The sequence below is a fragment of the Micromonospora sp. NBC_01412 genome (genome assembly GCF_045040215.1).
Lineage (GTDB): Bacteria > Actinomycetota > Actinomycetes > Mycobacteriales > Micromonosporaceae > Micromonospora > Micromonospora rubida.
Map to the genome: position 1 here is coordinate 5,464,399 of NZ_CP109528.1, position 24,333 is coordinate 5,488,731.

At 72.7% G+C, this 24,333-nt stretch carries 22 protein-coding genes; 15 read left to right on the plus strand and 7 right to left on the minus strand.

What is annotated here, in order from left to right; genetic code table 11:
* The first annotated feature begins 233 nt into the window (after window positions 1-233).
* Window positions 234-842 (plus strand): TetR/AcrR family transcriptional regulator, encoded by a 609-nt coding sequence (locus tag OG617_RS24160; RefSeq protein ID WP_405103932.1) that lies wholly within the window; start codon window positions 234-236, stop codon window positions 840-842.
* 63 nt (window positions 843-905) lie between these two features.
* Here OG617_RS24160 and lhgO read toward each other — a convergent pair whose 3' ends face one another.
* Window positions 906-2,102, minus strand: a complete 1,197-nt coding sequence (gene lhgO / locus OG617_RS24165) for an L-2-hydroxyglutarate oxidase (RefSeq protein WP_405095257.1) — start codon at window positions 2,100-2,102, stop codon at window positions 906-908.
* Window positions 2,103-2,221: 119 nt separating this feature from the next.
* Here lhgO and OG617_RS24170 point away from each other — a divergent pair, with 119 nt between their 5' ends.
* The 9 genes from OG617_RS24170 to OG617_RS24210 all read left to right on the plus strand — a co-directional run bounded on the left by OG617_RS24170 (window position 2,222) and on the right by OG617_RS24210 (window position 11,189).
* On the plus strand, window positions 2,222-3,361 hold the full coding sequence (locus OG617_RS24170) for a DegT/DnrJ/EryC1/StrS family aminotransferase (protein ID WP_405095258.1): 1,140 nt from the start codon (window positions 2,222-2,224) through the stop codon (window positions 3,359-3,361).
* 26 nt (window positions 3,362-3,387) lie between these two features.
* Window positions 3,388-4,320, plus strand: coding sequence for an NAD-dependent epimerase/dehydratase family protein (locus OG617_RS24175; RefSeq protein WP_405095259.1), 933 nt, complete (start codon window positions 3,388-3,390; stop codon window positions 4,318-4,320).
* Between the two features lie 327 nt (window positions 4,321-4,647).
* On the plus strand, window positions 4,648-5,838 hold the full coding sequence (locus OG617_RS24180; RefSeq protein WP_405095260.1) for a glycosyltransferase family 4 protein: 1,191 nt from the start codon (window positions 4,648-4,650) through the stop codon (window positions 5,836-5,838).
* 2 nt (window positions 5,839-5,840) lie between these two features.
* Complete coding sequence (locus OG617_RS24185; RefSeq protein WP_405103934.1) at window positions 5,841-6,467, plus strand: acyltransferase; 627 nt, start codon at window positions 5,841-5,843, stop codon at window positions 6,465-6,467.
* A 38-nt stretch (window positions 6,468-6,505) separates the two neighbouring features.
* A complete protein-coding gene (locus tag OG617_RS24190; RefSeq protein ID WP_266266845.1) occupies window positions 6,506-6,745 on the plus strand; it encodes an acyl carrier protein in 240 nt (79 codons plus the stop codon).
* On the plus strand, window positions 6,738-7,493 hold the full coding sequence (locus OG617_RS24195; protein WP_405095261.1) for an SDR family NAD(P)-dependent oxidoreductase: 756 nt from the start codon (window positions 6,738-6,740) through the stop codon (window positions 7,491-7,493). Before OG617_RS24190 ends, OG617_RS24195 begins: the two co-directional genes overlap by 8 nt.
* Window positions 7,490-8,911: an AMP-binding protein gene (locus OG617_RS24200; RefSeq protein WP_405095262.1), complete on the plus strand. Its 1,422-nt coding sequence runs from the start codon at window positions 7,490-7,492 to the stop codon at window positions 8,909-8,911. The genes OG617_RS24195 and OG617_RS24200 overlap by 4 nt, the downstream gene beginning before the upstream one ends.
* The gene (locus OG617_RS24205) at window positions 8,908-9,954 is read left to right on the plus strand and encodes an acyl-protein synthetase (RefSeq protein ID WP_405095263.1); all 1,047 of its coding nucleotides are present in this window, start codon (window positions 8,908-8,910) and stop codon (window positions 9,952-9,954) included. The genes OG617_RS24200 and OG617_RS24205 overlap by 4 nt, the downstream gene beginning before the upstream one ends.
* Window positions 9,951-11,189, plus strand: coding sequence for an acyl-CoA reductase (locus tag OG617_RS24210; RefSeq protein ID WP_405095264.1), 1,239 nt, complete (start codon window positions 9,951-9,953; stop codon window positions 11,187-11,189). Before OG617_RS24205 ends, OG617_RS24210 begins: the two co-directional genes overlap by 4 nt.
* 68 nt (window positions 11,190-11,257) lie before the next feature.
* On the opposite strand, the gene OG617_RS24215 is transcribed toward OG617_RS24210, so the two are convergent.
* Complete coding sequence (locus OG617_RS24215; RefSeq protein WP_405095265.1) at window positions 11,258-12,325, minus strand: YbhN family protein; 1,068 nt, start codon at window positions 12,323-12,325, stop codon at window positions 11,258-11,260.
* A 201-nt stretch (window positions 12,326-12,526) separates the two neighbouring features.
* Between OG617_RS24215 and OG617_RS24220 the strand changes: the two genes are divergently transcribed.
* Complete coding sequence (locus OG617_RS24220; RefSeq protein ID WP_405095266.1) at window positions 12,527-13,627, plus strand: DegT/DnrJ/EryC1/StrS family aminotransferase; 1,101 nt, start codon at window positions 12,527-12,529, stop codon at window positions 13,625-13,627.
* Window positions 13,624-14,592 carry a Gfo/Idh/MocA family protein gene (locus OG617_RS24225; protein WP_405095267.1) on the plus strand — a complete coding sequence of 323 codons (969 nt, stop codon included), beginning with the start codon at window positions 13,624-13,626 and terminating at the stop codon, window positions 14,590-14,592. The genes OG617_RS24220 and OG617_RS24225 overlap by 4 nt, the downstream gene beginning before the upstream one ends.
* Before the next feature lie 97 nt (window positions 14,593-14,689).
* Here OG617_RS24225 and OG617_RS24230 read toward each other — a convergent pair whose 3' ends face one another.
* Window positions 14,690-16,765: a DUF6541 family protein gene (locus tag OG617_RS24230; protein ID WP_405095268.1), complete on the minus strand. Its 2,076-nt coding sequence runs from the start codon at window positions 16,763-16,765 to the stop codon at window positions 14,690-14,692.
* A gap of 519 nt (window positions 16,766-17,284) precedes the next feature.
* Between OG617_RS24230 and OG617_RS24235 the strand changes: the two genes are divergently transcribed.
* Complete coding sequence (locus OG617_RS24235; protein WP_405095269.1) at window positions 17,285-19,042, plus strand: CDP-glycerol glycerophosphotransferase family protein; 1,758 nt, start codon at window positions 17,285-17,287, stop codon at window positions 19,040-19,042.
* 57 nt (window positions 19,043-19,099) lie between these two features.
* Here OG617_RS24235 and OG617_RS24240 read toward each other — a convergent pair whose 3' ends face one another.
* The gene (locus OG617_RS24240) at window positions 19,100-19,639 is read right to left on the minus strand and encodes an acyltransferase (RefSeq protein WP_405095270.1); all 540 of its coding nucleotides are present in this window, start codon (window positions 19,637-19,639) and stop codon (window positions 19,100-19,102) included.
* Window positions 19,640-19,796: 157 nt separating this feature from the next.
* Window positions 19,797-20,135, minus strand: a complete 339-nt coding sequence (locus OG617_RS24245) for a DUF952 domain-containing protein (RefSeq protein ID WP_405095271.1) — start codon at window positions 20,133-20,135, stop codon at window positions 19,797-19,799.
* Between the two features lie 160 nt (window positions 20,136-20,295).
* Here OG617_RS24245 and OG617_RS24250 point away from each other — a divergent pair, with 160 nt between their 5' ends.
* Window positions 20,296-20,952 (plus strand): response regulator transcription factor, encoded by a 657-nt coding sequence (locus tag OG617_RS24250; protein WP_405095272.1) that lies wholly within the window; start codon window positions 20,296-20,298, stop codon window positions 20,950-20,952.
* A 6-nt stretch (window positions 20,953-20,958) separates the two neighbouring features.
* Window positions 20,959-22,494 carry an ATP-binding protein gene (locus OG617_RS24255; RefSeq protein ID WP_405095273.1) on the plus strand — a complete coding sequence of 512 codons (1,536 nt, stop codon included), beginning with the start codon at window positions 20,959-20,961 and terminating at the stop codon, window positions 22,492-22,494.
* A 4-nt stretch (window positions 22,495-22,498) separates the two neighbouring features.
* Here the strand turns inward: OG617_RS24255 and OG617_RS24260 are convergent, their stop codons facing one another.
* Window positions 22,499-23,455, minus strand: coding sequence for a TAXI family TRAP transporter solute-binding subunit (locus OG617_RS24260; RefSeq protein ID WP_405095274.1), 957 nt, complete (start codon window positions 23,453-23,455; stop codon window positions 22,499-22,501).
* 55 nt (window positions 23,456-23,510) lie between these two features.
* Complete coding sequence (locus tag OG617_RS24265; protein WP_405095275.1) at window positions 23,511-24,203, minus strand: hypothetical protein; 693 nt, start codon at window positions 24,201-24,203, stop codon at window positions 23,511-23,513.
* Window positions 24,204-24,333 lie beyond the last annotated feature (130 nt).

Sequence of the window (24,333 nt, forward strand, 5' to 3'; positions counted from 1 at the left end):
CTTTCGTACCAACGGGATGCGCGCGACGACGGATTCGAACGGGTCGAGCGTGGCCGGTGCGTGGAGCGCCGCCTCGTCGCTGCGTGGAAGGTAGTCCATAAACACGTCGGGACGCAACCGTAGCGTCGTTGCGGTACATTGTCCCACGTGACAGCCGAGAAGAGCCTTCCGTGACGCCCGAGAAAGAGCCTGTCGTGACCACCGAGAAGAGGCGGGCGCCGGCCGGGGCGGCGGTGCTCCGGGGCGAGATCACCAGGGCCATCCGCAGCGCGCTGATGCAGGAGCTCGCCGCGGTCGGCTACGGCCGGCTCTCCATCGAGGCGGTCGCCCGGCGGGCCGGGGTCAGCAAGACGGCGATCTACCGGCGGTGGAGCTCGAAGCTGGAACTGGTCCTGGAGATCGTCGTCGCGGCGGCCGGCAGCAAGCTGCCGACGCTGGACACCGGCACCCTGCGCGGCGACCTCACCCTGCTGTTCAAGCTGGTCACCCACGCCCTGGGCCACCCGCTGGCCTCGCAGATCATCCCGGACCTGCTGGCCGAGGCGGCCCGCAACCCCGAGATCGACGAGACCCTCCAGGTGGTGCTGCGGGCCAAGCAGCAGGAGATCGGCGGGTCGCTGGTCGCCCGGGCCGTCCAGCGCGGCGAGCTGCCCGCCGGCACCGACGCGGGCGCGGCCGTGGACCTCATCGTCGGGCCGCTCTACTGGCGGCTGGCGATCGCCCGGTCCACCCCGGCCCAGGCATACCTCGACGCGCTGGTCGAGACCGTGGCGACCGGCCTCGGCGCGGCCCCGACCGTGCCGAGGCAGCGGGACGTGACCCCGCCGGCCGCCCCCGCCTGAACCGCCCCGCCCGCTCACGGCCTTGCGCCCCGCCCCGCCCCGCCACCGGCAGCCTGGGCGCCGTCAGCGCCCGGCTTCGGCCGGGAGCCGGGACACGATGTGCCGGGCGATCTCCAGCGAGCTGGTCGCGGCGGGGGAGGGTGCGTTGAGCACGTGCACCTGCCGGTCCGCCTCGACGATCAGGAAGTCGTCGACCAGGCCGCCGTCGGGAAGGATCGCCTGGGCGCGCACCCCGGCGCCGGCCGGGACGATGTCCGCAGGGGTCAGCTCCGGCACCAGCCGGGCCAGGCTCGCGGCGAACTTCTTCTTCGACAGCGAGCGGGCCACCTCGGTCAGGCCGTACCGGTAGTGCCGGCGGGCCAGCGCCCACAGCCCGCGGTAGGACAGCTCGTCCCAGACGTCGCGTGGGCTGAACCGCCCCCACGAGTAGCCCTCCCGGGCGGTGGCCAGCACGGCGTTCGGCCCGGCGTGCACGCTGCCGTCGATCATCTTGGTCAGGTGCACCCCGAGGAACGGGAACTGCGGGTCCGGCACCGGGTAGATCAGCCCCCGGACCAGGTCGCGCCGCTGCGGGGTCAGCTCGTAGTACTCGCCCCGGAACGGCACGATCCGCACGGGCGTGGGCACCCCGGCCAGCCGGGAGATCCGGTCGGCGTGCAGCCCCGCACAGTTGATCAGCACGTCCCCGACCACGTCGCCCGCGGTGGTGGTGACCACCACGCCGTCGGGCCGGTTGACCACCCCGGTCACCTCGGTGCGGGTGCGCAGGTCGGCCCCGGCGGCGGCGAGCAGCTCGGCGAGCTTGCGACAGACCGCGCCGAAGTCGACGATGCCGGTCGAGGAGACGTGCAGCGCGGCGACGGCCGCCACGTGCGGCTCGTACTCGGCGGCCTCGGCCGCCTCGATCAGCCGCGCCGGCAGCCCGTTGGCGCTCGCCCGCTCGTGCAGGGCGCGCAGCCGGGGCAGCTCCGCCGCGTCGGTGGCGACGATCAGCTTGCCGCAGATCTCGTACGACAGGCCGTGCTTGTCGCAGAACTCGACCATCGACGCGCTGCCGGCCTTACACATGGTGGCCTTCAGGCTGCCCGGCTTGTAGTAGACGCCGGCGTGGATGACCCCCGAGTTGTGGCCGGTCTGGTGCCCCGCCCAGCCGGCCTCCTTCTCCAGCACGGTCACCGAGTCGCCGGGGCGGTCGGTCACCAGGCGGTGTGCCACCGCCAGGCCGACGATGCCGCCACCCACGACCACGAACCTAGTCATCTCATTCTCCCCTGCCGGCGCCGCCACAGATGGTAACGAAGTCGCCCGGCGCGTCCGATTCGCGTCCGACCCGCACGGGTGGCCTACACTGCTGCGGGTCCAATTTCTCGGGGAGTCACATGTCTGAGGTCATCGCGCTCGGTCAACCCACGGTCGGCGAGGCCGAACTCGCCGCCATCGCCGAGGTCTTCGCCTCCGGCTGGCTCGCGGGCTCCGGTCCCACCAGCCTCCGGTTCGAGGAGCGCTTCGCCGCTGCCGTCGGCACCCGGCACGCGCTCGCCACCAGCAACTGCGGCTCGGCGCTGCACCTGGCGCTGCTCACCCTCGGTGTCAAGCCCGGCGACGAGGTGGTCGTCGCCGACTACACCTTCCCGGCCACCGGCCACTCGGTGATGTGGGCCGGCGCGAAGCCGGTCTTCGCCGACGTCCGGCCGGACATCTGGACGGTCGACCCGGCCGCGGTCGAGGCGGCGATCACCCCGCGCACCGTCGGCATCATCGCCGTCGACGCCTTCGGCCAGCCCGCCGACTACGACGAGCTGCGCGCCATCGCCGACCGGCACGGGCTGTTCCTGGTCGAGGACGCCGCCTGCTCGGCCGGCGCGACCTACAAGGGGCGTCCCGCCGGCAGCCTGGCCGACGTGGCGACCTTCAGCTTCCACGGCCGCAAGGGCATCACCGCCGGCGAGGGCGGGGCGTACGTCACAGACCGCGAGGACCTCGCCGCGCACGCCCGCAAGCTGCGCACCTACGGGGTGGAGGGCGCGCTCAGCCGCGCCGAGCTGTCCCACCTGCCCATCCCGACCTTCACCGAGCTGGGCTACAACTACCGGCTCTCCGACGTAGCCGCGGCGATCATGATCGCCCAGCTCGACCGGCTGCCGGACCTGCTGGCCGCGAAGCGGCGCACCGCCGCCCGCTACGGCGAGCTGCTCAAGGACCACGAGCTGATCACCACCCCGTACGAGGCCCCGGACCGCGAACACCCGTGGCAGTCGTACGTGGTCACCCTCGACCCCTCGGTGGACCGGGGCGCGGTCGCCCTCCAGTTGCGCCAGCGCGGCGTGCAGTGCACCTTCGGCACGTACGCCTCGCACACGCAGCCGCTCTACGGGCAGGCCGACCCGTGCCCGGTGTCGGCGGACCTGTTCGCCCGGCACCTGGCGATCCCGATGCACGCCAACCTCACCGACGCCCAGGTCGAGACCGTCGCCGCCACCCTGGTCGACGTCGTCGCCAGCGCGGCCACCGGCCGCTGATCCCCCCAGGAAGGACACTGTCCGCCATGTCGAAGCAGACCGTCTTCATCACCGGAGGCGCGGGCTTCATCGGCCTGCACGTGGTGCCGTTGTTGCTGGAGAAGGGCTACCGGGTCCGCATCTTCGACAACATGTTCCGGGGTGACCGGGACCGCGTCGCGGACCTGGTGGCCACCGGCGACGTCGAGCTGATCGACCAGGACGTCCGCTACGGCGGCGCCGTGCACGCGGCCATGAAGGGCTGCGAGTACGTCATCCACCTGGCCGCCGTCTCGATCAACAAGAGCCAGGCCGACCCGCACGAGTCGATCGACATCAACATGGTCGGCAACCACAACGTCTTCGCCGCCGCCGCCGACCACGGCGTGAAGCGGCTCGTGTTCGCCTCCTCCGCCTCGGTGTACGGCGACCCGCAGAAGCTGCCGATGCACGAGGACGACCGGCTCGACCCGCTCACCCCGTACTGCATCTCCAAGCGGGCCGGCGAGGACCTGCTCGCCTTCTACCAGCGCAGCAAGGGCCTCAACTGGATCGCCCTGCGCTTCTTCAACGTCTACGGCCCCGGCCAGAAGCCGACCGCGTACTACACCTCGGTGATCAACCACTTCGTGAAGCGGCTCAAGAACGGCGAGCCGCCGGTCATCGACGGCAAGGGCGAGCAGTCGATGGACTTCATCCACGTCCACGACATCGCCCGTTCGGTGGTCGCGGCGATGGAGGCCGAGCAGGGCAACGTGCCGGTCAACATCGGCACCGGCATCGACACCTCCGTCGCCACCCTCGCCGAGATCCTGATCAAGGCGGTCGGGGTGGACGTGGAGCCGCAGTTCAACCCGCGCGAGGTGCTGGTCAGCCGCCGGGCGGCGGACATCACCCGGGCCCGCGAGGTGCTCGGCTGGGAGCCGAGCATCGCCGTCGGCGACGGGATGACCGACCTGATCAAGACCGAGGTGGCGTGATCTAGCCGCCGTCCGCCGGGGGCCCGTCGTCGTACGGGCTCCCGGCGAACCCGTTCCGCGGCGGCGCCCGACGCCCGGACAGCGGCGCCTGGACCGGCGCGTCCAGTCGACCGCCGGGCCGGGCTGGCGCGGACGGTTGGGCCGCCGTGCGCACACCGCCGCCGCGTCCCGTGTCGATCAACCTCGGCAGGAGCCCGTCGCCGATCCGCGCAGCGCTGCGGTAGCGTAGGCCGGCGTCGCCTCCCGGCAGATCCCCCGGCCCGCCCGTAGCATCCACCGGTGGGCCCGGCCCCCGCCCCCACACCGATCTCGACAGGAGTTACCGCTGTGCGGATCGCGGTCGTCAACAACTTCTTCCCCCCGCGACCAGGCGGGAGTTCCCATCTCGCCGCAGCGCTGGCGGAACGCTACGCCGCCGCCGGGCACGAGGTGCTCGTCCTGACGGCTGCCTATCGGGACGCGCCGCCCGAGGAGGTGCGCGACGGTTACCGGGTCGTCCGGCTGCCGGCGATGCCGATGCCGAAGCTCGGCCTGTCCATCGACTTCGACATGGCCTTCGCCCTGGCCCGCCCCGGCAACCTGCGCCGCGTCTCCCGGCTGCTGGCCGAGTTCAAGCCGGACGTGATCCACCAGCACGGCCAGTTCTTCGACCTGAGCTGGATCTCCGGCTGGTACGCGCGTCGCCACCGGGTCCCGGTGCTGCTCTCCATCCACACCCGCCTGGAGAGCCCGGACCCGAAGTACGCGGCGCTGTTCCGGACGCTGGACCGGTTCATGGTCAAGCCGATCATCCGCCGGTTCCGACCCCGCTACGTCATCATGGACGAGCTGGCCGCCCACTACTGTGCGGAGCGTTACGGCGCGACCACGGCGGACTTCGACTACATCCCGGTCGCCGTGGAGCCGAGCCGCTTCGACAGCAGCCCGGAGACCGACGTGCGGGCCCGGCACGGCGTCGGCGACGTGCCGCTGATCGTCTCGCTGGGGCACGTGATCCCGCTGCGGGACCGGCTGGCCCTGGTGGACGCGCTGCCGACCATCCTGGCGAAGCACCCGGACACCAAGGTCATGATCGTTGGCAAGGTCTACTTCGACGCGTACGCGAAGCGGGCCGCGCAGCTGGGGGTCAGCGACGCGATCATCACCACCGGCGCGGTGCCGTCGGCGGACGTGCCGGCGTACTTCGCGGCCGCCGACGTGGTGGCCCACGATCTGCAGGGCGGTGGCTTCGGCACCGCCAGCCTGGAGGCGATGGCGGCGGGCCGGGCGACGATCGGCACGGTGACCGAGACCAACTTCCCGGCTGTGCACCTGCGCAACTGGGAGAACTTCGTGCTGGTCCGCCCGAACGACCCGGCGGACCTCGCCGACGCCGTGATCCGGCTGCTCGACGAGCCGGAGGAGCGGGAGTGGATCGCCAAGCGCCAGCGGGACCTGGTGTACTCGCACTTCACCCTCGACGTGGTCACCCGCAAGCACCTGGACGTGTTCGAGCGGATGGTGGGTGAGCGCGCGTGACGATGTTCTCCGACGACGAGCGCAGCAACCGGCTGCGCACGGGCATCCTCAACGACTTCGTCGGCGGCTTTCTCAACGACGTGGAGCGGGCCCGGCACCTCGGCCTGCCCGAGACCACCCGGATCCGTGAGCGGACGAAGATCGTCAGCCCGGAGAACCTGGTCATGGGGGAGCACTGCTGGATCGGGGAGAACACGGTCCTGGACGCCAGCGGCGGTCTGGAGATCGGCGACCACACCAGCATCGGACTGAACTGCCTGGTGTTCACCCACTCCAGCTGGTTGGCGAACATGATGCTGGAGAACTACTCCGGCAGTGACCTCATCGAACGCAAGCCGGTACGGATCGGCAAGGGCTGCTTCATCGGCGGCAACAGCGTGATCATGATGGGGATCACCATCGGTGACTGCGCCACGGTCAGCCCGCTGTCGGTGGTGACCAAGGATGTTCCGGCCTACAGTCTGGTATCGGGCAACCCGGCCCGGGTCTTCCAGCGGTACGACGAGAAACACATCCAAGCCGAGGCGGAACGGGTCCGCGCGGAGAACGCCGTCCGTCGGGCGGAGGCACAGGCACGTGGGGAGACCCCGGCCTGGGGCTCGCCCGCGGGGCGCCGCGACGGGCAGTGACGAACACCCCTTATTGATTCAACGGAGAAAATGCGATCATGACTCTCAACGACCGCCTGCGCACCGTCTTCGTGGACGCCCTGGAACTGCCCGAGGGCACTGACGTGGAGAACCTCAACTACCGCGGCATCGAGCAGTGGGACTCCCTCGGTCACATGACACTGGTCGCCGCGATCGAGGACGAGTTCGACGTGCAGCTCGAGACCGAGCAGGTCATCGACATGAGCAGCTTCAAGGTCGCCCTCGACATGCTGCGGGGTCTCGGCGTCGATGAGTGAGCTGACCGGCCGGGTGGCCCTGGTCACCGGCGGTACCCGCGGCATCGGCCTGGCCACCGCCCGGGCGTTGGCCGAGGCGGGCGCCACGGTCGTCATCACCGGCCGCGACGCCGCTCGGGCCGAGCAGGTGGGCAAGGAGTTCGGCGGGCACGGCGTAGGGCTGGACGTCGCGGACTTCGACGCGGTCGGCGCCACCGTCAAGCAGGTCACCGCGGAGCACGGAGGGTTGGACGTGCTGGTCGCCAACGCCGGGATCATGGAGAGCGGCCTGCTCGGCATGATGCGCGCGGACGACGTACGCCGGACCCTCGACGTCAACGTGGCGGGGACGGTCGCGGCGGTCCAGGCGGCCGGCCGGGCGATGGCGCGCAAGCGCAGGGCCGGCGACGGCACCGAGCGGCGGGGCGGGTCCATCGTGCTGCTCGCCTCGGTCGTCGGGACGTACGGCGCGGCCGGTCAGTCGGTCTACGCGGCGTCGAAGGCCGCCGTGGCCGCGCTGGCCCGCTCCGCCGCGCGGGAGCTGGGCAGCCGGGGGATCCGGGTCAACGCCGTCGCGCCCGGTGTGATCCGTACCGACCTCACCGCGTCGCTGCCGACGGAGGTGCTGGACAGGCAGGCGTCGGCTGCCGCGCTGGGTCGCCTCGGCGCCCCTGAGGAGGTGGCGGACGTCATCCGGTTCCTCGCCGGCGACGCGGCCCGGTACGTGACGGGTCAGGTGCTCGGCGTCGACGGAGGGCTCGTGCCGTGAACCTGGTCGCCCCGACCGCCCGGCTGATCGACGCCGCCACCGGAGATGTCCTCGGCGGCGACGACCTCGCCGCCCAGGTGGAGCGGCACGCCGCCGCGTACGCCGGTCTGCCGCCCGGGGTGGTCTTCGCCCGCAGCGGCACCTCGGTGGCCGCGGTGCTGCGGTATGTCGGCGCGCTGCGCGCCGACCGCCCGGTGGCGCTGCTGGACCCGTCGCTGGACCCGGCCGTGCTGGCCGACTTCGTCCGGCGCTTCGAGCCGTCCGTGGTGGTCGGCCTGGCCGAGGGCGGCGCCGGTGCCACCCCCGGTGAGCGGCCCAAGCAGTACCACCACGTCGACGATCCGGCCCTCGGGTCGGTCTGGGTCCGCGACCGCCCGTCGACCGACCAGCCCCACTCCGACCTCGCGGTGCTGCTGGCGACCTCGGGCTCGACCGGGGACCCGAAGTTCGTCCGGCTCTCCCGGGGCGCGGTGGAGTCCAACGCCGCCGCGATCGGGCGGGCGTTGGCCATCGGCCCGGCCGAGATCGCCCCGACCAGCCTGCCGCTGTACTACAGCTTCGGCATGTCCGTGCTGAACAGCCACCTGGCGGCCGGCGCGACGGTGCTGGTCGTCGACGGCGGGGTGCTGGCCCGAGAGTTCTGGCAGGCCGTGCAGGCCCACGGCGCCACGTCGCTGGCCGGGGTGCCCTACAACTACGAGATGCTGCACCGGATCCGGTGGAGCCCGGCGAAGTACCCGTCGCTGCGTACCCTCACCCAGGCCGGCGGCAAGTTGCGCGACGAGATGATCCTCGCCTACCACGAGAAGATCGCCGCGGTCGGCGGCCGGTTCCACGTCATGTGGGGCTGCACCGAGGCCGCGCCGCGGATGAGCACCCTGCCGGCGGACGCGCTGCCCGACCGGGTCGGCTCGGTCGGCCCGGCGCTGGACGGCGGGTCGTTCGCCGTGCTCGGCGAGGACGGTGTGGAGACCGACCGCCCCGGTGTGGTCGGTGAGCTGGTCTACCGCGGCCCGAACGTGATGATGGGTTACGCCGAGAGCTCGGCCGACCTCACCCGGGGGGACGAGCAGGGCGGGGCGCTGCGCACCGGTGATCTCGGCCACCTCGACGAGGACGGGTTCGTCTGGCTGCGCGGTCGCCTCAAGCGGTTCGGCAAGATCTTCGGCATCCGGGTCAACCTGCACGACATCGAGGAGATGGCCCGCGAGCGGGGGCCCGTCGTGGCGGTCTCCGGTCCCGACAAGGTCGTCGTCTTCGTCGAGCAGATCACGGACGACGCGGCCAGGGCGCTGGCCGGCCGGCTCTCCGAGCGGCTCAAGCTGCACCGGTCCGGCTTCGACATCCGTACCATCGAGCGGTTGCCGCAGCTGCCCAACGGCAAGATCGATTACCGCTCCCTGGAGGCGCTGGTATGACCCTGTTCACCCTCGACCAGGCGGCGCGTGAGGCGAGGCTGTTGCCCGAGCTGGTCGATCTGACCGAACACCACCGGGCCAACAGCCGGGAGTACGCCCGGCTGCTCGCCGCCCTGGGGCATCTGCCCGGCCGTCGGTACGACCGGATCGCCGACCTGCCCTGGCTGCCGGTGCGGCTGTTCAAGGACCACACGCTGAAGAGCATCCCCGACGACCAGGTCTTCAAGGTGCTCACCTCGTCCGGCACCACCGGGGACGTGAGCCGCATCTTCCTGGACAAGGACGCCGCCGGGGTCCAGCAGAAGATGCTCTCCGCCACGTTGAGCACGGTGATCGGGGCCAAGCGGCTGCCGATGCTGCTGGTCGACACGAAGGCGCTGTTCAAGAACCGCAAGTCGTTCTCGGCCCGGGGCGCCGGGGTGCTCGGCCTGATGAACTTCGGTCGGGACCACACCTTCGTCCTGGACGAGCAGGAGCAGCCCGACCTGGACGCGGTGCGTGGCTTCCTGGACAAGCACGGCGACCAGCCGTTCCTCATCTTCGGCTTCACCTTCATGACCTGGCTCTACCTCTACGAGCTGGCCCGGGACAACAAGTTCGACCTGAGCAACGGCATCCTGATCCACAGCGGCGGCTGGAAGAAGCTGGCCAACCGCGCGGTGGACAACGCCGAGTTCCGTCGCCGGTTCACCGAGGACACCGGCCTGACCCGGATCCACAGCTTCTACGGAATGGTCGAGCAGATCGGCACGACCTTCCTGGAGGGCCCGGACGGCGGCGGGCTCTACTGCCCCGAGTTCGCCGACATCATCGTCCGGGACCCGCACACCTGGGAGGAGACGCCGGTCGGCACCCCGGGCGTGGTCCAGGTGATCAGCACGATGCCCCGGTCGTACCCGGGGCACGTCCTGCTCACCGAGGACTGGGGTGTCATACACGGCATCGACGACGGCGTCTGGCCCGGCAAGCGCTTCTCCATCCTGGGCCGGCTGCCCCGTGCCGAGGCGCGTGGTTGCAGCGACACGTTCGCGGAGGCGGCATGAGCGGCAAGGTCATCGAGCGGTTCCCGGCGGGCGGCGCGGTTGCCGTCGATGACCTGGTCACCGCCCTGCGCGTGGCCCCGGCCGGTGGTCCGCTGACCGTCGGCGACGAGCGGGTGGTCGACTTCCTGGTGGCGTTCGCCCGGCGGCTGCTCCGCCCGGCGGTCGCCCGCCGGCACCCGGAGCTGGCCTCGCTCGGCTTCTTCCTGCGGCGGGGGGAGATCGCCAAGGCGCTCCACCGGGTGGCTGACGAGCCCGGTCAGCTGCGTTTCCCCCGGGGACTGGTCTTCCACGTCCCACCGGCCAACGTGGACACCATCTTCGTCTACTCGTGGGCGTTGTCCGCGCTGGCCGGTAACTCCAACGTCGTCCGGATCTCGTCCCGCTCGGCCGGGGCGGCCGACGCGGTGCTCGACGCGCTCAACGACACCCTTGCCGACGCCGATGAGGCGGTCCGGCAGACCCAGCGGATGGTCACCTACGGCCGCGACGACGCGGTGACCGCCGCGCTCTCCGCCGCCGCGGACCTGCGGGTTATCTGGGGCGGCGACCGTTCGGTGACCGAGATCCGCAGGCACCCCCTCGCCCCGCACGCCCGGGACCTGACCTTCCCGGACCGCTCCTCGTTCACCGTGATCGGTGCGGCCGGCTGGCTGGCGGCGAACGAGCAGGACCGCGCCGACGCCGCCCTCGGCCTCTACAACGACTCCTACTGGTTCGACCAGGCGGCCTGCGCCTCCCCCCGGACGGTGTACTGGGTGGGCGACCCGGCGACGACCGAGGCCGCCCGCGCGGACCTGCTGGCCCGCCTGCGGGCGGTGCTGAACGGCAAGCGGCCGGAGGTCGACGCCTCGATGGCGGTGGAGAAGCGGGTGGCCACCTACGGCCTGGCCGTCGAGGGAGCGGCCACGGCCATCCACTTCGACGGCAACGACCTGGCCACCGTCGACCTGACCGATCCGGGGGCCATCCCGCGTCGCTGGCTCGGCGTCGGAACGTTCCCGCAGGCGCGGGTGGAGGCCCTCGTGGACCTCGCGCCGGTGGTGGTCCGGCGGGACCAGACCGTCACCCACTTCGGGTTCAGCAGCGAGGAACTGGTCGCCTTCGCCCGGGCCCTCGGCGGTCGCGGGGTGGACCGGATCGTCCCGGTGGGCGACGCGCTGAACTTCGCCGCCACCTGGGACGGGTACGACCTGATGCGGGAGTTCACCCGCATCACCAGCGTCGTCACCCGCTGAGAGTCCGCCGGACGACGAACGGGCCCGATCACGCCGGCGTGATCGGGCCCGTTCGTGTGTGCGTCGTGCTACTCGACCGCTGGTGCCACCTGCGCCGGGGCGCCCTGCCGCAGCTGACGCATCCCGGACAGGGCGGCCAGGCCGGCGGCGATGACGTCGGCGATGGTGAAGATGAGCCGGGATGCCAGTGCGATGCCCATGGCGGCGCCGACGCCGCCGCTGCCGACCAGGAACGGCGCCAGCGCGGCGACCAGCACGGCCTCCCGCACGCCGAGCCCGGAGGGGGAGAGGAAGGCGAACATGCCCACCGTCATCGCGATCGAGAAGGAGCCGACGCTGCGCAGCAGCCCCTCCACCCCGGGGGCGGCCTGGGCGTTCGCCAGCAGCCACAGGTGCACCCCGAACAGGCTGTAGCCCAGCGCGCTCCAGCCGACCACGCGCAGCACCCCCGGCCAGGTGAGCCGGTGTTCCAGCGGCGGTCGGCGCAGCACCTTCAGGGCGAGCTGGACGAGCATGGTGAGCACCCGCGGCACGGCGCAGATCAACGCGACCGGGAACAGCCCCAGGACGATCCAGAGCGCCACCCGGACCGAATCGGCATAGGTGGAGTCGCTGGCGACGGCCGCGTCCCGCAGCGCCGGCAGGCTCAGCAGCCCGAGGCCGAGTGCGGCGGTCACGCCGAGGCCGATGGTGACCAGGGTGGCCAGGAAGGCCCGGGCCCGGGGCAGGCCGGCCCGCTTGCTCAGCTCGATCTGGAGCACGTACGCCCAGACGCTGCCCGGGATGTACTTGCCCAACTGCCCGACCAGGCAGATGCGCAGCGCGGCGGTGACGGAGACCTTGTGCTCCAGGTCGTCCACGGCGGCCCGCCAGGCCATCGTGTTGGCGACCATGCCCAGCAGGGCCGCGAGGACGGAGAGCGCCACCGACTGCCAGGCGAGGCCGAGCCAGGTGGAGCGGACCTGAGGCCACTGGTCGACGACGCTCCAGACCATCCCGGCGGCGATGGCCACGATGACGACCACCCGTACGCCCAGCGACAGCCACCGCTTCAGCGGACTGGCCGGGGCCGGCGGGGCGGGGGACACCGGCGCGTTCGTGACGGCGGCGTCCTTCCGCGCGGCGGTCTCTACCATGCGTTACCTGCCTCCGCGTCGCATTCACCCGCTGCAGGGGTGGGGTGGTCAGAGCAAGGCACTACACTAGCCCAGGCTGTGCGCCTGTAGGCACCCGGCGCACTCGATGCGGAATCCGTCGACGACGGACCACTTGTCCCGTCGCAGTCCTCCGCTGTTACCGTCTGCTCGCTGCCACCGATCCCCCCAAGGAGAGACGCTGTGATCCCCATTTCCGTCGTCAAACTCGACGAGGCGGCCGAACAGCTGGCGGTCGAGGTGATCCGTTCAGGAATGTTGGCACAGGGTCCGATGGTCGCCCGGCTGGAGCGCGAGTTCGCCGACGTCGTCGGCGTGGAGCACGCGGTGGCCGTCAACAACGGCACGACCGCGCTGGTCGCGGCGCTGGAGGTGCTCGACCTCCAGCCCGGCGACGAGGTCGTCACCAGCCCGTTCACCTTCGTCGCCACCCTGAACGCGATCCTTGAGGCCGGTGCCACCGCGCGCTTCGCCGACATCCGCGAGGATGACTTCTGTCTCGACCCCGAGGCCCTCGGTGCCGCGATCGGGCCGCGGACGAAGGTCGTGATGCCGGTGCACCTGTACGGCCAGCCGGCCGACATGGGTGGGATCGTGCCGCTGGTCGAGCGGCACGGGCTTGGCCTGGTCGAGGACACCGCGCAGTCGCTCGGCGCGACGATCGGCGGGCGCGGTGCCGGAAGCTTCGGTCTGGGCACCTTCTCCCTCTACGCCACGAAGAACCTCACCACCGGTGAGGGCGGGATGATCACCACCAACGACGCCACCCTCGCCGACCGGCTGCGCGTGCTGCGCAACCAGGGCATGCGGCAGCGTTACCAGTACGAGGTCGCCGGCCACAACTACCGGCTCACCGACCTTCAGGCGGCCCTCGGCATCCCGCAGCTCGCCAGCTACGGGGACAACGTCAAACGCCGCAAGGACAACGCCGCCCGGCTCTCCGCCGGTCTGGTGGACGTGCCTGGCCTGCGGCTGCCGACCGAGTTGCCGGGCCGCTCGCACGTCTGGCACCAGTACACCGTGCTGGTCACCGACGCCGCGCCGGTCAGTCGGGACGAGGTGATCGCCCGGCTGACCGAGCAGGGCGTGGGCTGTGGGATCTACTACCCGAAGACGGTCTACGACTACGACTGCTACCGCGAGCACCCCCGGGTGGTCGCCGACCCGGCCCCGGTAGCCGACCGGGTCGTCCGGCAGTGCGTCTCCCTCCCGGTGCACCACCACCTCGCCGACGGCGACGTGGAGCGGGTCATCGAGGCCGTCCGCAAGGCGGTGGGCGCGTGACCGCCCCGGTGCGTTTCGCCCTGGTGGGTACGGGTGTGATGGGTTCCCTGCACGCCCGGGTCATCTCCCAGTCCTCCCGGGCCAGGCTGGCCCGCGTGATCGAGCCCCGGGAGGCGGTCGGCCGGGACATCGCCGACCGGTACGGCGCGTCCTGGGCTCCGGGCCTGTCCGACCTGTCCGACATCGACGCGGTGGTCATCGCCGCCCCCACCGAGTTTCACCGCGGCCTCGCCGAGGAGGTCCTCGTCGCGGACAAGCCGCTGCTGATCGAGAAGCCGGTCTGCGGCAGCCTGAGCGAGACCGAGGAAATCGTCGCGATCGCCGAGAAGCGGCGGCTGCCGCTGCTCTGCGGTCTGCTGGAGCGCTTCAACCCGGCCGTGCTGACCGCGTTCGCGCTCATCCACCGCCCGGTGCACCTCACCGTCACCCGACACTCCCCGTACGCTCCCCGCATCCGCACCGGCGTGGCGTGGGACCTGCTGGTGCACGACATCGACCTGGCGATCCAGGCGTTCGGCGGCCAGGAGCCGACCTCGACGCGGGGTGCGTTGGGATACTTCCACCCGGACTCCGTCGCGGGCGCGGAGGACGTCGCCGAGGCGGTGCTGACCTTCGGCAACACCGCACTGGCCAACATCTCGGCGAGCCGGATCGGTCAGCGCAAGGTGCGGACGCTGGTCATCAGCGAGGTGGACCGGCTGATCGAGGCGGACCTGATCCGCAAGGACGTCACGATCTACCGGCACGTGTCGCTGGACGCGGCGACGCCGGACGGCCGCGGATACCGGCAGCAGAGCATCATGGAGGTGCCCGAGTTGGTGTCGAACCGGGAGCCGCTGGCCGCGCAGCTCGACCACTTCCTCGACATCCTCGACGGGCGCCTCGACGCGGACGTGGAGCGCCAGCGGCTGCTCCCCGCCCACCGCGCGGTGGCCGCCGTCATCGGGGACGACAAGGGCCACTGAACGGCCCACAGCCGAAGGGCGTCGCCGTGGTCGGCGACGCCCTTCGGCATATCGGGGTAGCGACGGTGACCCCGGCCGAGCCGGGGTCACCAGCCGGTCATCCGCCGGGGTTGGCGCAGGCGCGTCCCTCGTCGGTGACCTGGTAGATGTTGATACTTCCGAAACTCTGGACCAGCTTCACCCGGCGGCTGGCGTCCAGCCGGTTCCGGGTGTAGTGCTGCTCCCAGCCGCCCGGCACCGCCCGACCGCCGCCGACGACCACGTACTCGACGCCGAACCGCTCCACGTCGCACCCCGCCGGGACGGCCTTCTCGTTGTCGACCAGCCAGTTCCAGGCGTCCCAGCGGCGTGTGTAGTTCTGCACGTCGAAGACGGGCAGAGGAGGCAGCCCGAACAGCACCGGCGTGCCGTAGTCCACGTACGACCAGGTCATGAACTGTCGGTGCCGGTCGTACGCCACCACCTTGCCCTGCGGCGTGTTCGTCGCCAGCCACTCGTACGTGCGGACGTAGTTCTCGCCGACCGGGGCGCGGCGCTTGAACTCGCCCCGGATCGGGTGCCAGGTCTGCGGCAGCACGGCGAGCGCGATCAGCGTGACCAACAGGGCCGAGGCGGCCACCGCGGCCGGCACGGTCGACTCACGCAGCGTTCGCGCCCGGGCCACCAGGCGGGCTGCCAGCCACTGGATCGCCAGGCCGATGGCCACCGCACCGGCCACCGCCAGCAGGCCGTACACCGGCAGGATCATCGAGCGCAACCGCTCCCGCACGCCGTACCAGAGGCCGGAAACGAACATCGCGGACGCCGAGTCGGAGCTGGTCGTCCACACCCCGACGGCGGTGAACAGGACACCGGTGAACAGCCACGGTCGGGCCCAGCGCAGCTGACGGAAGACCAGGCAGAGCGGGGAGGCGATCAGGCAGGCGAGGGTGATCACCAGGCCGATCCGGATGGCTGGCACGCTGAGCTGGTAGTCCGCGCCCCCCGGGGGTGGAAAGCCCAGCAGGGCGTACCGCTGCTGGTCGGTGACCCAGTACTCGAACGCCTCGCCCCACCTGCCGAGCAGCGCGGGCTTGTTCTGCTCGCGTTCGCCGTTGGCGCTGGTCAGCGCGTTGATGAACGGTATCAACGCGCCGATGCCGCCGACCACCGCGGCCACCGCGCCGGCGGCCGCGCCGCGAACCGAGAACGGGTGGCGCAGCAGCACCAGCAGGCCCAGCGCCAGCACGGCGACGACGAGGACATCGTAGGTGTGCGACATGATCAACCCGGCCCCGGACAGGCCGGCCAGTAGACCGAGCCGCACCGGGTGCGCGCCGCGCAACGCGAGCGCGCAGAGCAGGGCGATCCCGACCGCCATGGCCGGACCGGTCTGCTGGGTGATCCGGCCGGTGACCACCGAGTACCACAGCGGGCCGAGGAAGGTCGGGGCGAGCGCCGCGCAGGCCGCGACGACCGGGCGGCCGCCGAGCACCCGGACGCAGGCGTACACCCCGGCGACCAGCGTGAGCGGCCCGACCAGGATCGACCAGGCGGTCATCGCGACACTGATCCGACCGCCGCTCAGCTCCGCGGCCTGTGCCCAGGCGACGTTCGTGGCCAGCGGGTAGAAGGAACAGCCGACCACCGGGTCGGTGGAGCCGCTGCTGCACGCCGACTCGATGACCGCGTGGCCGGTGTCCAGGATCCGCCGGGTGAAGTAGCCGTGGTTCATCGCGTCCCAGCCGGGGGGCGCGATGAGCCGGCCGAGCAGCAGCCACCCGTACGCGACGCTGAGCACCGACGGGACCGCCAGACCGAGCACGTCCGCCCAGCCGGGACGTGCCGGCCGCTGCCGGAGGCGGGCGAGCAGTGCGGCGCGGCGCCCGGACGCCGGAGCCGCCCCGCCGTCCTCGGCCCCGGTCTCCCGGCCCCCGGGAGCGGGCCAGCCCCGGGCGAACAGCCGGGAGACCAGCACCGCCGCGCCGGCCAGCAGCACTTCCACCACCAGCACCGCCGAGGCGCTGTCGGGCAGTCCCAGCTTGGGCAGCCAACCCATCGCGATCGTGGTCAGGCCGAGGGTCAGCGCCGGCGCCGTCGCCCACACCGCCCAGCGGTAACGCCCGGGTGGCACGACGAAACCGAGTAGTGCCCCGGGCAGGACGGCCACGGCCAGGGCGACGAGACTGGTCAACACAGGTTCCCTTTCCGGCGGGCAGTCGCCGACGCCGATTTCGGCGGCAACACTATCGGAATGAGCTGGAACCGACGTGCCGCCGGCCGGGCACCTCCGCCACGGATGTGGGGGCGCCGTCCCAGGCTGTGCCGGTTCGTCCCGCAGCGGCCGGCTGACCGTTTTCGCGACGATGGGCCGGAAAGTCATGGGTTAACCCGAGCGACGGCACGCCGGTCCCTCGCGTTAAGGTCGCAACGACGTTTCGGCTGCCGGCGATGACAGACTGGATCCAGGAAACCGAGATGGCACGTGCCCTGAGTGGTGGCGGTGGACCGCCTCCCGCCAGGGCCGCGGCCGTCCGACCGCACGGTCAACCCGGGCGGGGCTCCCCGGAGCACTGCGGGACAGGCCCGTCAGGAGGTGCCGCCGAGCGGGAACACGACCATGGCCCGCCGTCGGAAGCTCATCGGACGGGCCCAGTGGTGCCGCCGGCCAACGGGCTCCGCCCGTCGTTGACTTCATAGGGAGACTGAATCCTTGTTCGGCTCGTTGCCCCAGCGGGTGGGTGTCGCCGCCCGCGGCGCCCTGCTCCTGTTGTCCTACCTGGTCATGCTCGCCGCCGGAGCGTTGGGCTGGACCGCCGTGTTCGCCGTCTTCGGTGCGGCGGCGGCACTGGGCGAGTTCGCGCTCGCCCGGTGGTCCAAGCCGTCGGAGGTCCTGCTGGAAAAGGTCGGGCTCAGCCTTGGCTACCGGCAGCTCACCCGGGACGTCTCGGCTGTGCTGCTGGTGGTAGCGACGGTCGATCTCACAGCCGGGCAGCTCACCACGGTCCTGCTGCTCCCGGCGGTGGTCTGGGTGATCTCGGTCTTCGCCGGGGCCCTGAACACGATGATCGACCGGCGCAACCCGATGTCCGCGCTGGTGCGCAACATCGACCTCGGCCCCATGCGTGCGGCCCCGCGCCCGCCGGACTGGGCGGCCGGGGTCGCCGGTGAGCGGCTCGCGCTGGTGAACGTGCTGCTGGTGCCGGCGGCCGTGCTCTCGGCGGTGTGGGACGACGCCGCACCGATGTTGGCCGGCGCCGCCGCCGCCGTGCTCGTCGCGGCGGTGGCCGGCGGCATCGTCGCACTGACCTGGCTGCGTGGCCGGGGCACCGGCCAGAGCCCGCTGCTGCCCGCCTTGCAACGGTGGCTGGACACCCACCGCCCGGAGGTGGCCCTCTACTTCGCGGGCCCCGCCAAGGACGTCTACCAGGCCAACATGTGGCTCGCCCCGACCGAGGCCCTCGAGCGGCCGGCGGTGGTGCTGATGCGCAGCCGGGAGGCGTTCGGAGAGCTGGCCGACACCCGGCTGCCGGTGATCTGCGTGCCGGCCGGCGTCGACTTCATGAACCTGGAGCCGGCCAGCGTCCGGGCGGTGCTGTACGCGGCCAACGTCGGCGCCAACATCCACATGCTCCGCGACCCGGGCATGAAGCACGTCTTCGTCGGGCACGGCGACAGCGACAAGCAGGCCAGCGTCAACCCGTACAGCAAGGTGTACGACGAGGTGTGGGTGGCCGGACTCGCCGGGCGGGAGCGGTACGCCCGGGCCGGCGTCGGGGTGCTCGACGCCGACATCGTGGAGGTCGGCCGACCCCAACTCGCCGGCGTGCACACCTTCGGCGCGGAGTCGGTCGACCGGCCGTTCACCGTGCTCTACGCCCCGACCTGGGAGGGGTGGCTCGACGACGACCCGTACCACACCTCGCTGGTGCTGATGGGGGAGCGGATCGTCAAGGGGCTGCTGGCGGCCCGGCCGGGGGTGCGGCTGATCTACAAGCCGCATCCGCTGACCGGCACCCGGGCCAAGGAGGCCCGCGCCGTGCACGAGCGGGTGGTGGAGGCGATCCGCGCCGCGGGCGGCGACATCGACGCGACCTCGCTGGGCGGCACCGCCCACCTCGTGGTCACCGGCCGCACCCCGGGGCTGTTCGACTGCTTCAACCAGACCGACCTGCTGATCAGCGACATCTCCAGCGTGGTCTCGGACTTCGTGCAGAGCCAGCGTCCGTACGTGGTGGCGAACCCGAGCGGGCTGCCCGAGGACGAGTTCCGGCGCAACTTCCCCACCTCGCGGGGGGCGTACCTGCTCTCGAAGGACTGCGGCGAGCTGGAGAAGATCGTCGCCCTGACCCGGGCCGGCGGCGACCCGATGACCGAGGCCCGCCGCGAGCTGAAGATCTACCTGCTCGGCCCGGACGAGCCGAACTCGATGGAGCGGTTCCGGCAGGAGATCGGCCGGCTCTGCGGCTGACCCGCCCGCGGCAAAAAGGGGGACGGCTTCCGCCGCCCCCCTTTTTCGTGCCGACCGTCAGGCGCGGTGCGGCGGGTTGTCCACGTCGCGGGAGACGACCTCGCCCTTGGCGTCCACCCAGCCCTTCGGGCGGGCGGGATTGCCGGCGACCAGCTGGTACGGCGCGACGTCCCGGGTGACCACCGAGCCGGCGGCGACCATCGCGTACTCGCCGACCTCGATCCCGCAGATCAGGGTGGCGTTCGCGCCGATCGAGGCGCCCCGGCGCACGAGCGTCGGGGTGATGGTCCAGTCCGGGTTCTGCGCCCGGGGGCGGAAGTCGTTGGTGAACACGGCGCACGGGCCGACGAAGACCTCGTCCTCGATGGTCACGCCCTGGTAGACCGAGACGTTGTTCTGGATCTTCACGAGGTCGCCGACGGTGACGCCGGCATCGACGTACACGTTGCGACCGATCACGCAGCCGGCGCCGACCCGGGCGCTGGACCGGATGTGGGCCAGGTGCCAGACCTTGGTGCCGTCGCCCACCTGGGCACCCTCCTCCACGTCGGCGCTCGGGTGGACGAAGACGTCGGGTCGGTCGGTGGTGTCAGTCATCGCTGCTCGCATCGCTCGGGGCGCCGTCGCGCCGGCGGGTGGACGCGTCGGGACGGCGGCGGGTGCCGGCCGCCCGCGCGGATCGGACTGCCGCAGCCCACCGGCGGGCTGCGGTCACCCCGGCCGGCGCGCGGACTCGGGTGAGCATAGCGATCCCTCAGCGGAGCAGTCGCGCCACCGCGTCGGCGGCCGGGACGTCCGCCGGCAGCGGGTGGGCCGCGGCCACGGCGGCCACCGGCAGCGTCCCGTACAGGTGCGGGAACGGCACCCCGCCCCGGGACGGCTCCCAGCGCAGCGCCGCGCCGAGCGCCGCCGGGTCCACCGCGAGCAGGGTGAGCCCGGTGGCGTCGGCGAAGTGCCGCCGGGCCGTTTCGACGAGCTGGTCGGCGGCGGAGAGGTGGATGAACCCGTCCTGGCGGTCCACCGCCGAACCGGCGAAGTGCCCGGCGTCCCGGGCGGCGTCCCACTCGGTCGTGGCCAGCAGCTTGTAGATCACCCCGGCAGCCTACGACGACCGCGACCCCGCGGCCCGGGACGCGCCCCGGGCGGGCCCTCGGCCGGCGGGAAGGGTCTGACCGGCCGGCCCTCCCGTCCGGGCGGCGCTTCTGCGACCATTCGACGGTCGAGCAACGGGGAACGAGGAGCGGAGGTCCGGGTTGCGCATCCTGCTGGTCGAGGACGACCGACGGGTGGCCGCCGCCCTGTCGTCCGCCCTGACCCGCCGTGGCTACGAGGTGGAGCACGCCGCCACCGTCGCCGCCGCGCTGTCCGCCGCGCCCTGCGACCTCGTGCTGCTCGACCTGACCCTGCCCGACGGCGACGGTACCGACCTGTGCCGGGCGCTGCGCCGGCGCAGCGCCCAGCTCGGCATCATCGCGGTCACCGCCCGGGGTGAGGAACGCGACCGCGTCCTCGGCCTGCGGCTGGGCGCCGACGACTACGTGGTGAAGCCGTTCTCGATGGTCGAGCTCCAGGCCCGGATCGAGGCGGTGCTGCGCCGGGCCGCGCACGCGGCCCCGGAGCGGGACGTGATCCAGGCCGGCCCGGTCCGCATCGACGTCGCCGGGAGGACGGTCACAGTGGACGGCCGGGAGGTGACCCTCACCCGCAAGGAGTTCGACATCCTGCTCTCGCTGGCCCGGCAGCTCGGGGTGGCGGTGCCCCGGGACCGGATCCTGCTCGACGTGTGGGGCACCACCTGGGCGGACCGGCACACCGTCGAGGTGCACATCGGGTCGCTGCGCGGCAAGCTGGGCGACGCCCGGCTGGTGGAGACGGTCCGCGGGGTCGGCTACCGGCTGCGCGGGGAGTGAGGGCCGGTGCGTCGTCGGCTGGTCATCAGCTATCTGCTGTTGATGGTGCTGGTGCTCATCGCGCTGGAGACTCCGCTCGCCACCACCCTGGCCACCCGGGAGACCGACGAGGTGCGCGCCGACCGGCTGGCCGACGCGACCCGGTTCGCCTCGCTGGCCGGGCCGGCGCTGCGCGGCGGCGTCCCCGGCCCGATCGGGGGCGAGCTGAGCAGCTACGACGAGCTGTACGGCATCGGCGCGGCCGTGGTCGACCGGGACCGCCGAACGGTGGTGGCCTCGCGCAGCTGGCAGGTCGGGCCGGGCACCGAGGCGGCGCTGGACAACGCGCTGTCCGGGCAGCAGTTCAGCGACCCGGAGTCGGTGTGGCCGTGGACCGGCGGGCCGGTCGTGGTGGCGGTGCCGATCAACGACGGCGGTGAGGTGCTCGGGGCGGTGGTGATCGCCACCCCGGCGGACGGGGTCCGGCGCACCGTCACCGCGTGGTGGCTGCTGCTCGCCGCGACCGGCATCTTCGCCGTGCTGGCCTGCGTGCTGACCGCGTTCGGGCTGGCCGGCTGGGTGCTGCGCCCGGTGACCGAGCTGGACGCGGTCACCCACGAGATCGCGGAGGGGGACCGGGGGGCCCGGGTGCAGCACCGGCTGGGCCCGCCGGAGCTGCGCCGGCTGGCGGTGAGCTTCAACAACATGGCCGACGTGGTGTCGGACGTGATGGACCGGCAGCGGGCCTTCGTCGCGCACGCGAGCCACCAGCTGCGCAACCCGCTGACCGCGCTGCGGCTGCGGGTGGAGGAGCTGGGGCCGAGCCTGACCGACCAGCCGGGGCGGGCCGAGCACCGGCTGGCGCTGGAGGAGACCGACCGGCTGGCCCTGCTGCTGGACGCCCTGCTCACCCTGGCCCGCGCCGAGCGTGAGGAGAACGAACGGGTCACCGTGGACGCCGCGGCGGTCGCCGCGTCCCGGGTGGCCGCCTGGCAGCCGCTGGCCCGGCACCGGTCGGTCGCCCTGCGCCTGGCCCCGGTCGCCGATCCGGTGTACGCCCGGACCGTGCCGACCGCCGTGGACCAGGCGCTGGACGCGCTGATCGACAACGCGGTCAAGTTCAGCGGCGCGGGCGGGGAGGTGACCGTGGACGTCCGGCCGGCCGACGACGGGGTCGCCCTGGAGGTCCGCGACACCGGCCCCGGCATGACCCTCGATCAGCTCGACCAGGCCACAGAGCGGTTCTGGCGGGCCCCCGAGGTGCAGAACGTCGACGGCGCCGGGCTCGGGCTGACCATCGTCGCGGTCCTGGTCGACGCCTCCGACGGCCGGCTCACCATGCGCCTGGCGCAGCCGCGTGGCCTGGTGGCCGGCCTCTGGTTCCCGGCCGCTCCCGACCCCGCGACGGCCTCCGACCCGCTCCCGCCGGGCACCGCCGCGCCGACCGGCGAGACCGAGCCGACCCGCGACGCCGCGCCGACCGGCGAGACCGCGCCGACCCGTGACGCCGCGTCGGCCCGGGACACCCCGCTGACCGGCGGAACGGCGGCCCCGGTCGGCTGACGGTTCAGGGCTTGTTCGACCGGTACCAGTCGGCGGCGCCGGGATGCAGCGGCAGCGGGGCGGTGGCGATCGCCGAGCGAGGGCTCATCCGGCCCGCCGCGGGATGCGCCGCGGCCAGCTCGGCCCGGCGTTCCATCAGCAGCCGGGTCACCTCCCGGACCAGCGGATCCGGCAGGTCGGCCCGGACGACCAGGTAGTTCGGGTTCGCCACGGTGGTCACCGGCTCTACCCCGTACACCGAGCGGGGAATGTCCCGGGACACGTAGACCTCCCGGTAGCTGCGCCGCAGCGGCTCCGTCCAGTCGCCCAGGTCGACGATGCGGGTGGCGCCGTCGGCGGTCAGTTCCTCGACGCCGCGCACCGGGAGCCCACCGGAGAAGAAGAAGGCGTCGATCCGCCCGGCGCGCAGCGCGTCGGCCGAGGCGTCCAGCCCCAGCCGCTCCCGGCGGACCGCGGCGCCGCCCAGCTGGGCGACCTCCAACAGCCGGGTGGCGGTCACCTCGGTGCCGGAGCCGGGCGCCCCCACGGAGACCCGCCGGCCACGCAGGTCGGCCACCGAGTGGACCGGGCCGTCGGCCCGGGTGACCAGGTGCAGCAGGTCGTCGTAGACCCGGGCCACGGCCAGCACGCTCGGGCGGCCCTCCCGGCCGGTGGGGAGCACGTCGGCCTGGGTGAAGCCCAGTTCGGCGTCCCCCGTGCCGAGCAGCCGCATGTTCTCCGCCGACGCGGCGGTGACCACCACGCTGGCCAGCACCCCGGGCAGCTCCCGGTTCAGGACGGCGGCCAGCGACTGGCCGAACGCGTGGTAGACGGCGGTGGGGCTGCCGGTGGCGATCCGGATCGGGATCGGCTCGCTCGGCGAGTCCCGGCAGCCGGCGAGCCCGGGTGCCGCCACCACCAGCACCAACAGCAGCACCGCCACGCCGGCGGCGCGCGGTGGCACAGACCAGCTACGGCTCACCCGGTGCACTCTGCGCGTGCGACGCTCCCGGCGCAAGCCCGCCGGCCGGCCGTGCTCAGGCGACCGCGGCCACCCCGGGACCGGTCGCCGGGTCCAGGGTCACGCTGTGCAGGATGCGGTCCCGGTCCGAGCCGTCGGCCACGCTCACGACGTAGCAGCCCGCGCCGGGCCGCAGCAGCGCCGGCACCTCCAGCAGGGCTGCGCCCCGGACCAGCACGGCGGCCAGCTCCCGGTCGGTCAGCCGGATCCCGAGGATGTGCCGCCGGACGTGCCGGCCGCCCGCCAGCAGCGCCGCCCGCCAGGCCGCGGCGGCCAGCCGGGGACGCCACACCCGGCGGGCCGGGGACGTGCCCGGGACGGACCCGCCGAGCAGCTCCCGGCGGCCCTGCCGCCAGCCGATCTCCACCAGGGTCGCGTACGTCGCCCGGTGCTCGCGGGGCACCTGGAGCCGGTGCAGCTCGAAGCGGCGGCGCAGGCCGCCGGTGGTCACCTCGTGCCCGACCGGGATCTCCAGCCGGGCGAGGAGCTGGCGCATCCGGTGTGCCGCGTCCTCCCGGTTGAACTCGGCGGTCGGGCCGATGTGGGCGGGGGCCGGGGGCCGGCGACCCGCCCCGGCCTGGGCGGCCGGCGGGGAGGCACAGCGCAGCAGGCAGGCGACCTCGAACGCGTCGGCGAGGGTCAGCCAGTCCAGCGGGGGTGGGGTCGAGGGAAGACGAGGCCGGTCGAGCAGCGTGGGTTCGGGGGCCACCACAGTCTCCTTGTCGGCGTCAGGTTCCCCTTACCGTGGACTCCCGCGCCGTCCGGTGGTAGCCGTGGCCGCGAGCCTTGAGGAAATCTTGCGACAGTCGCCGTCGGTGACGCCCTCCCGTGCGCGATCC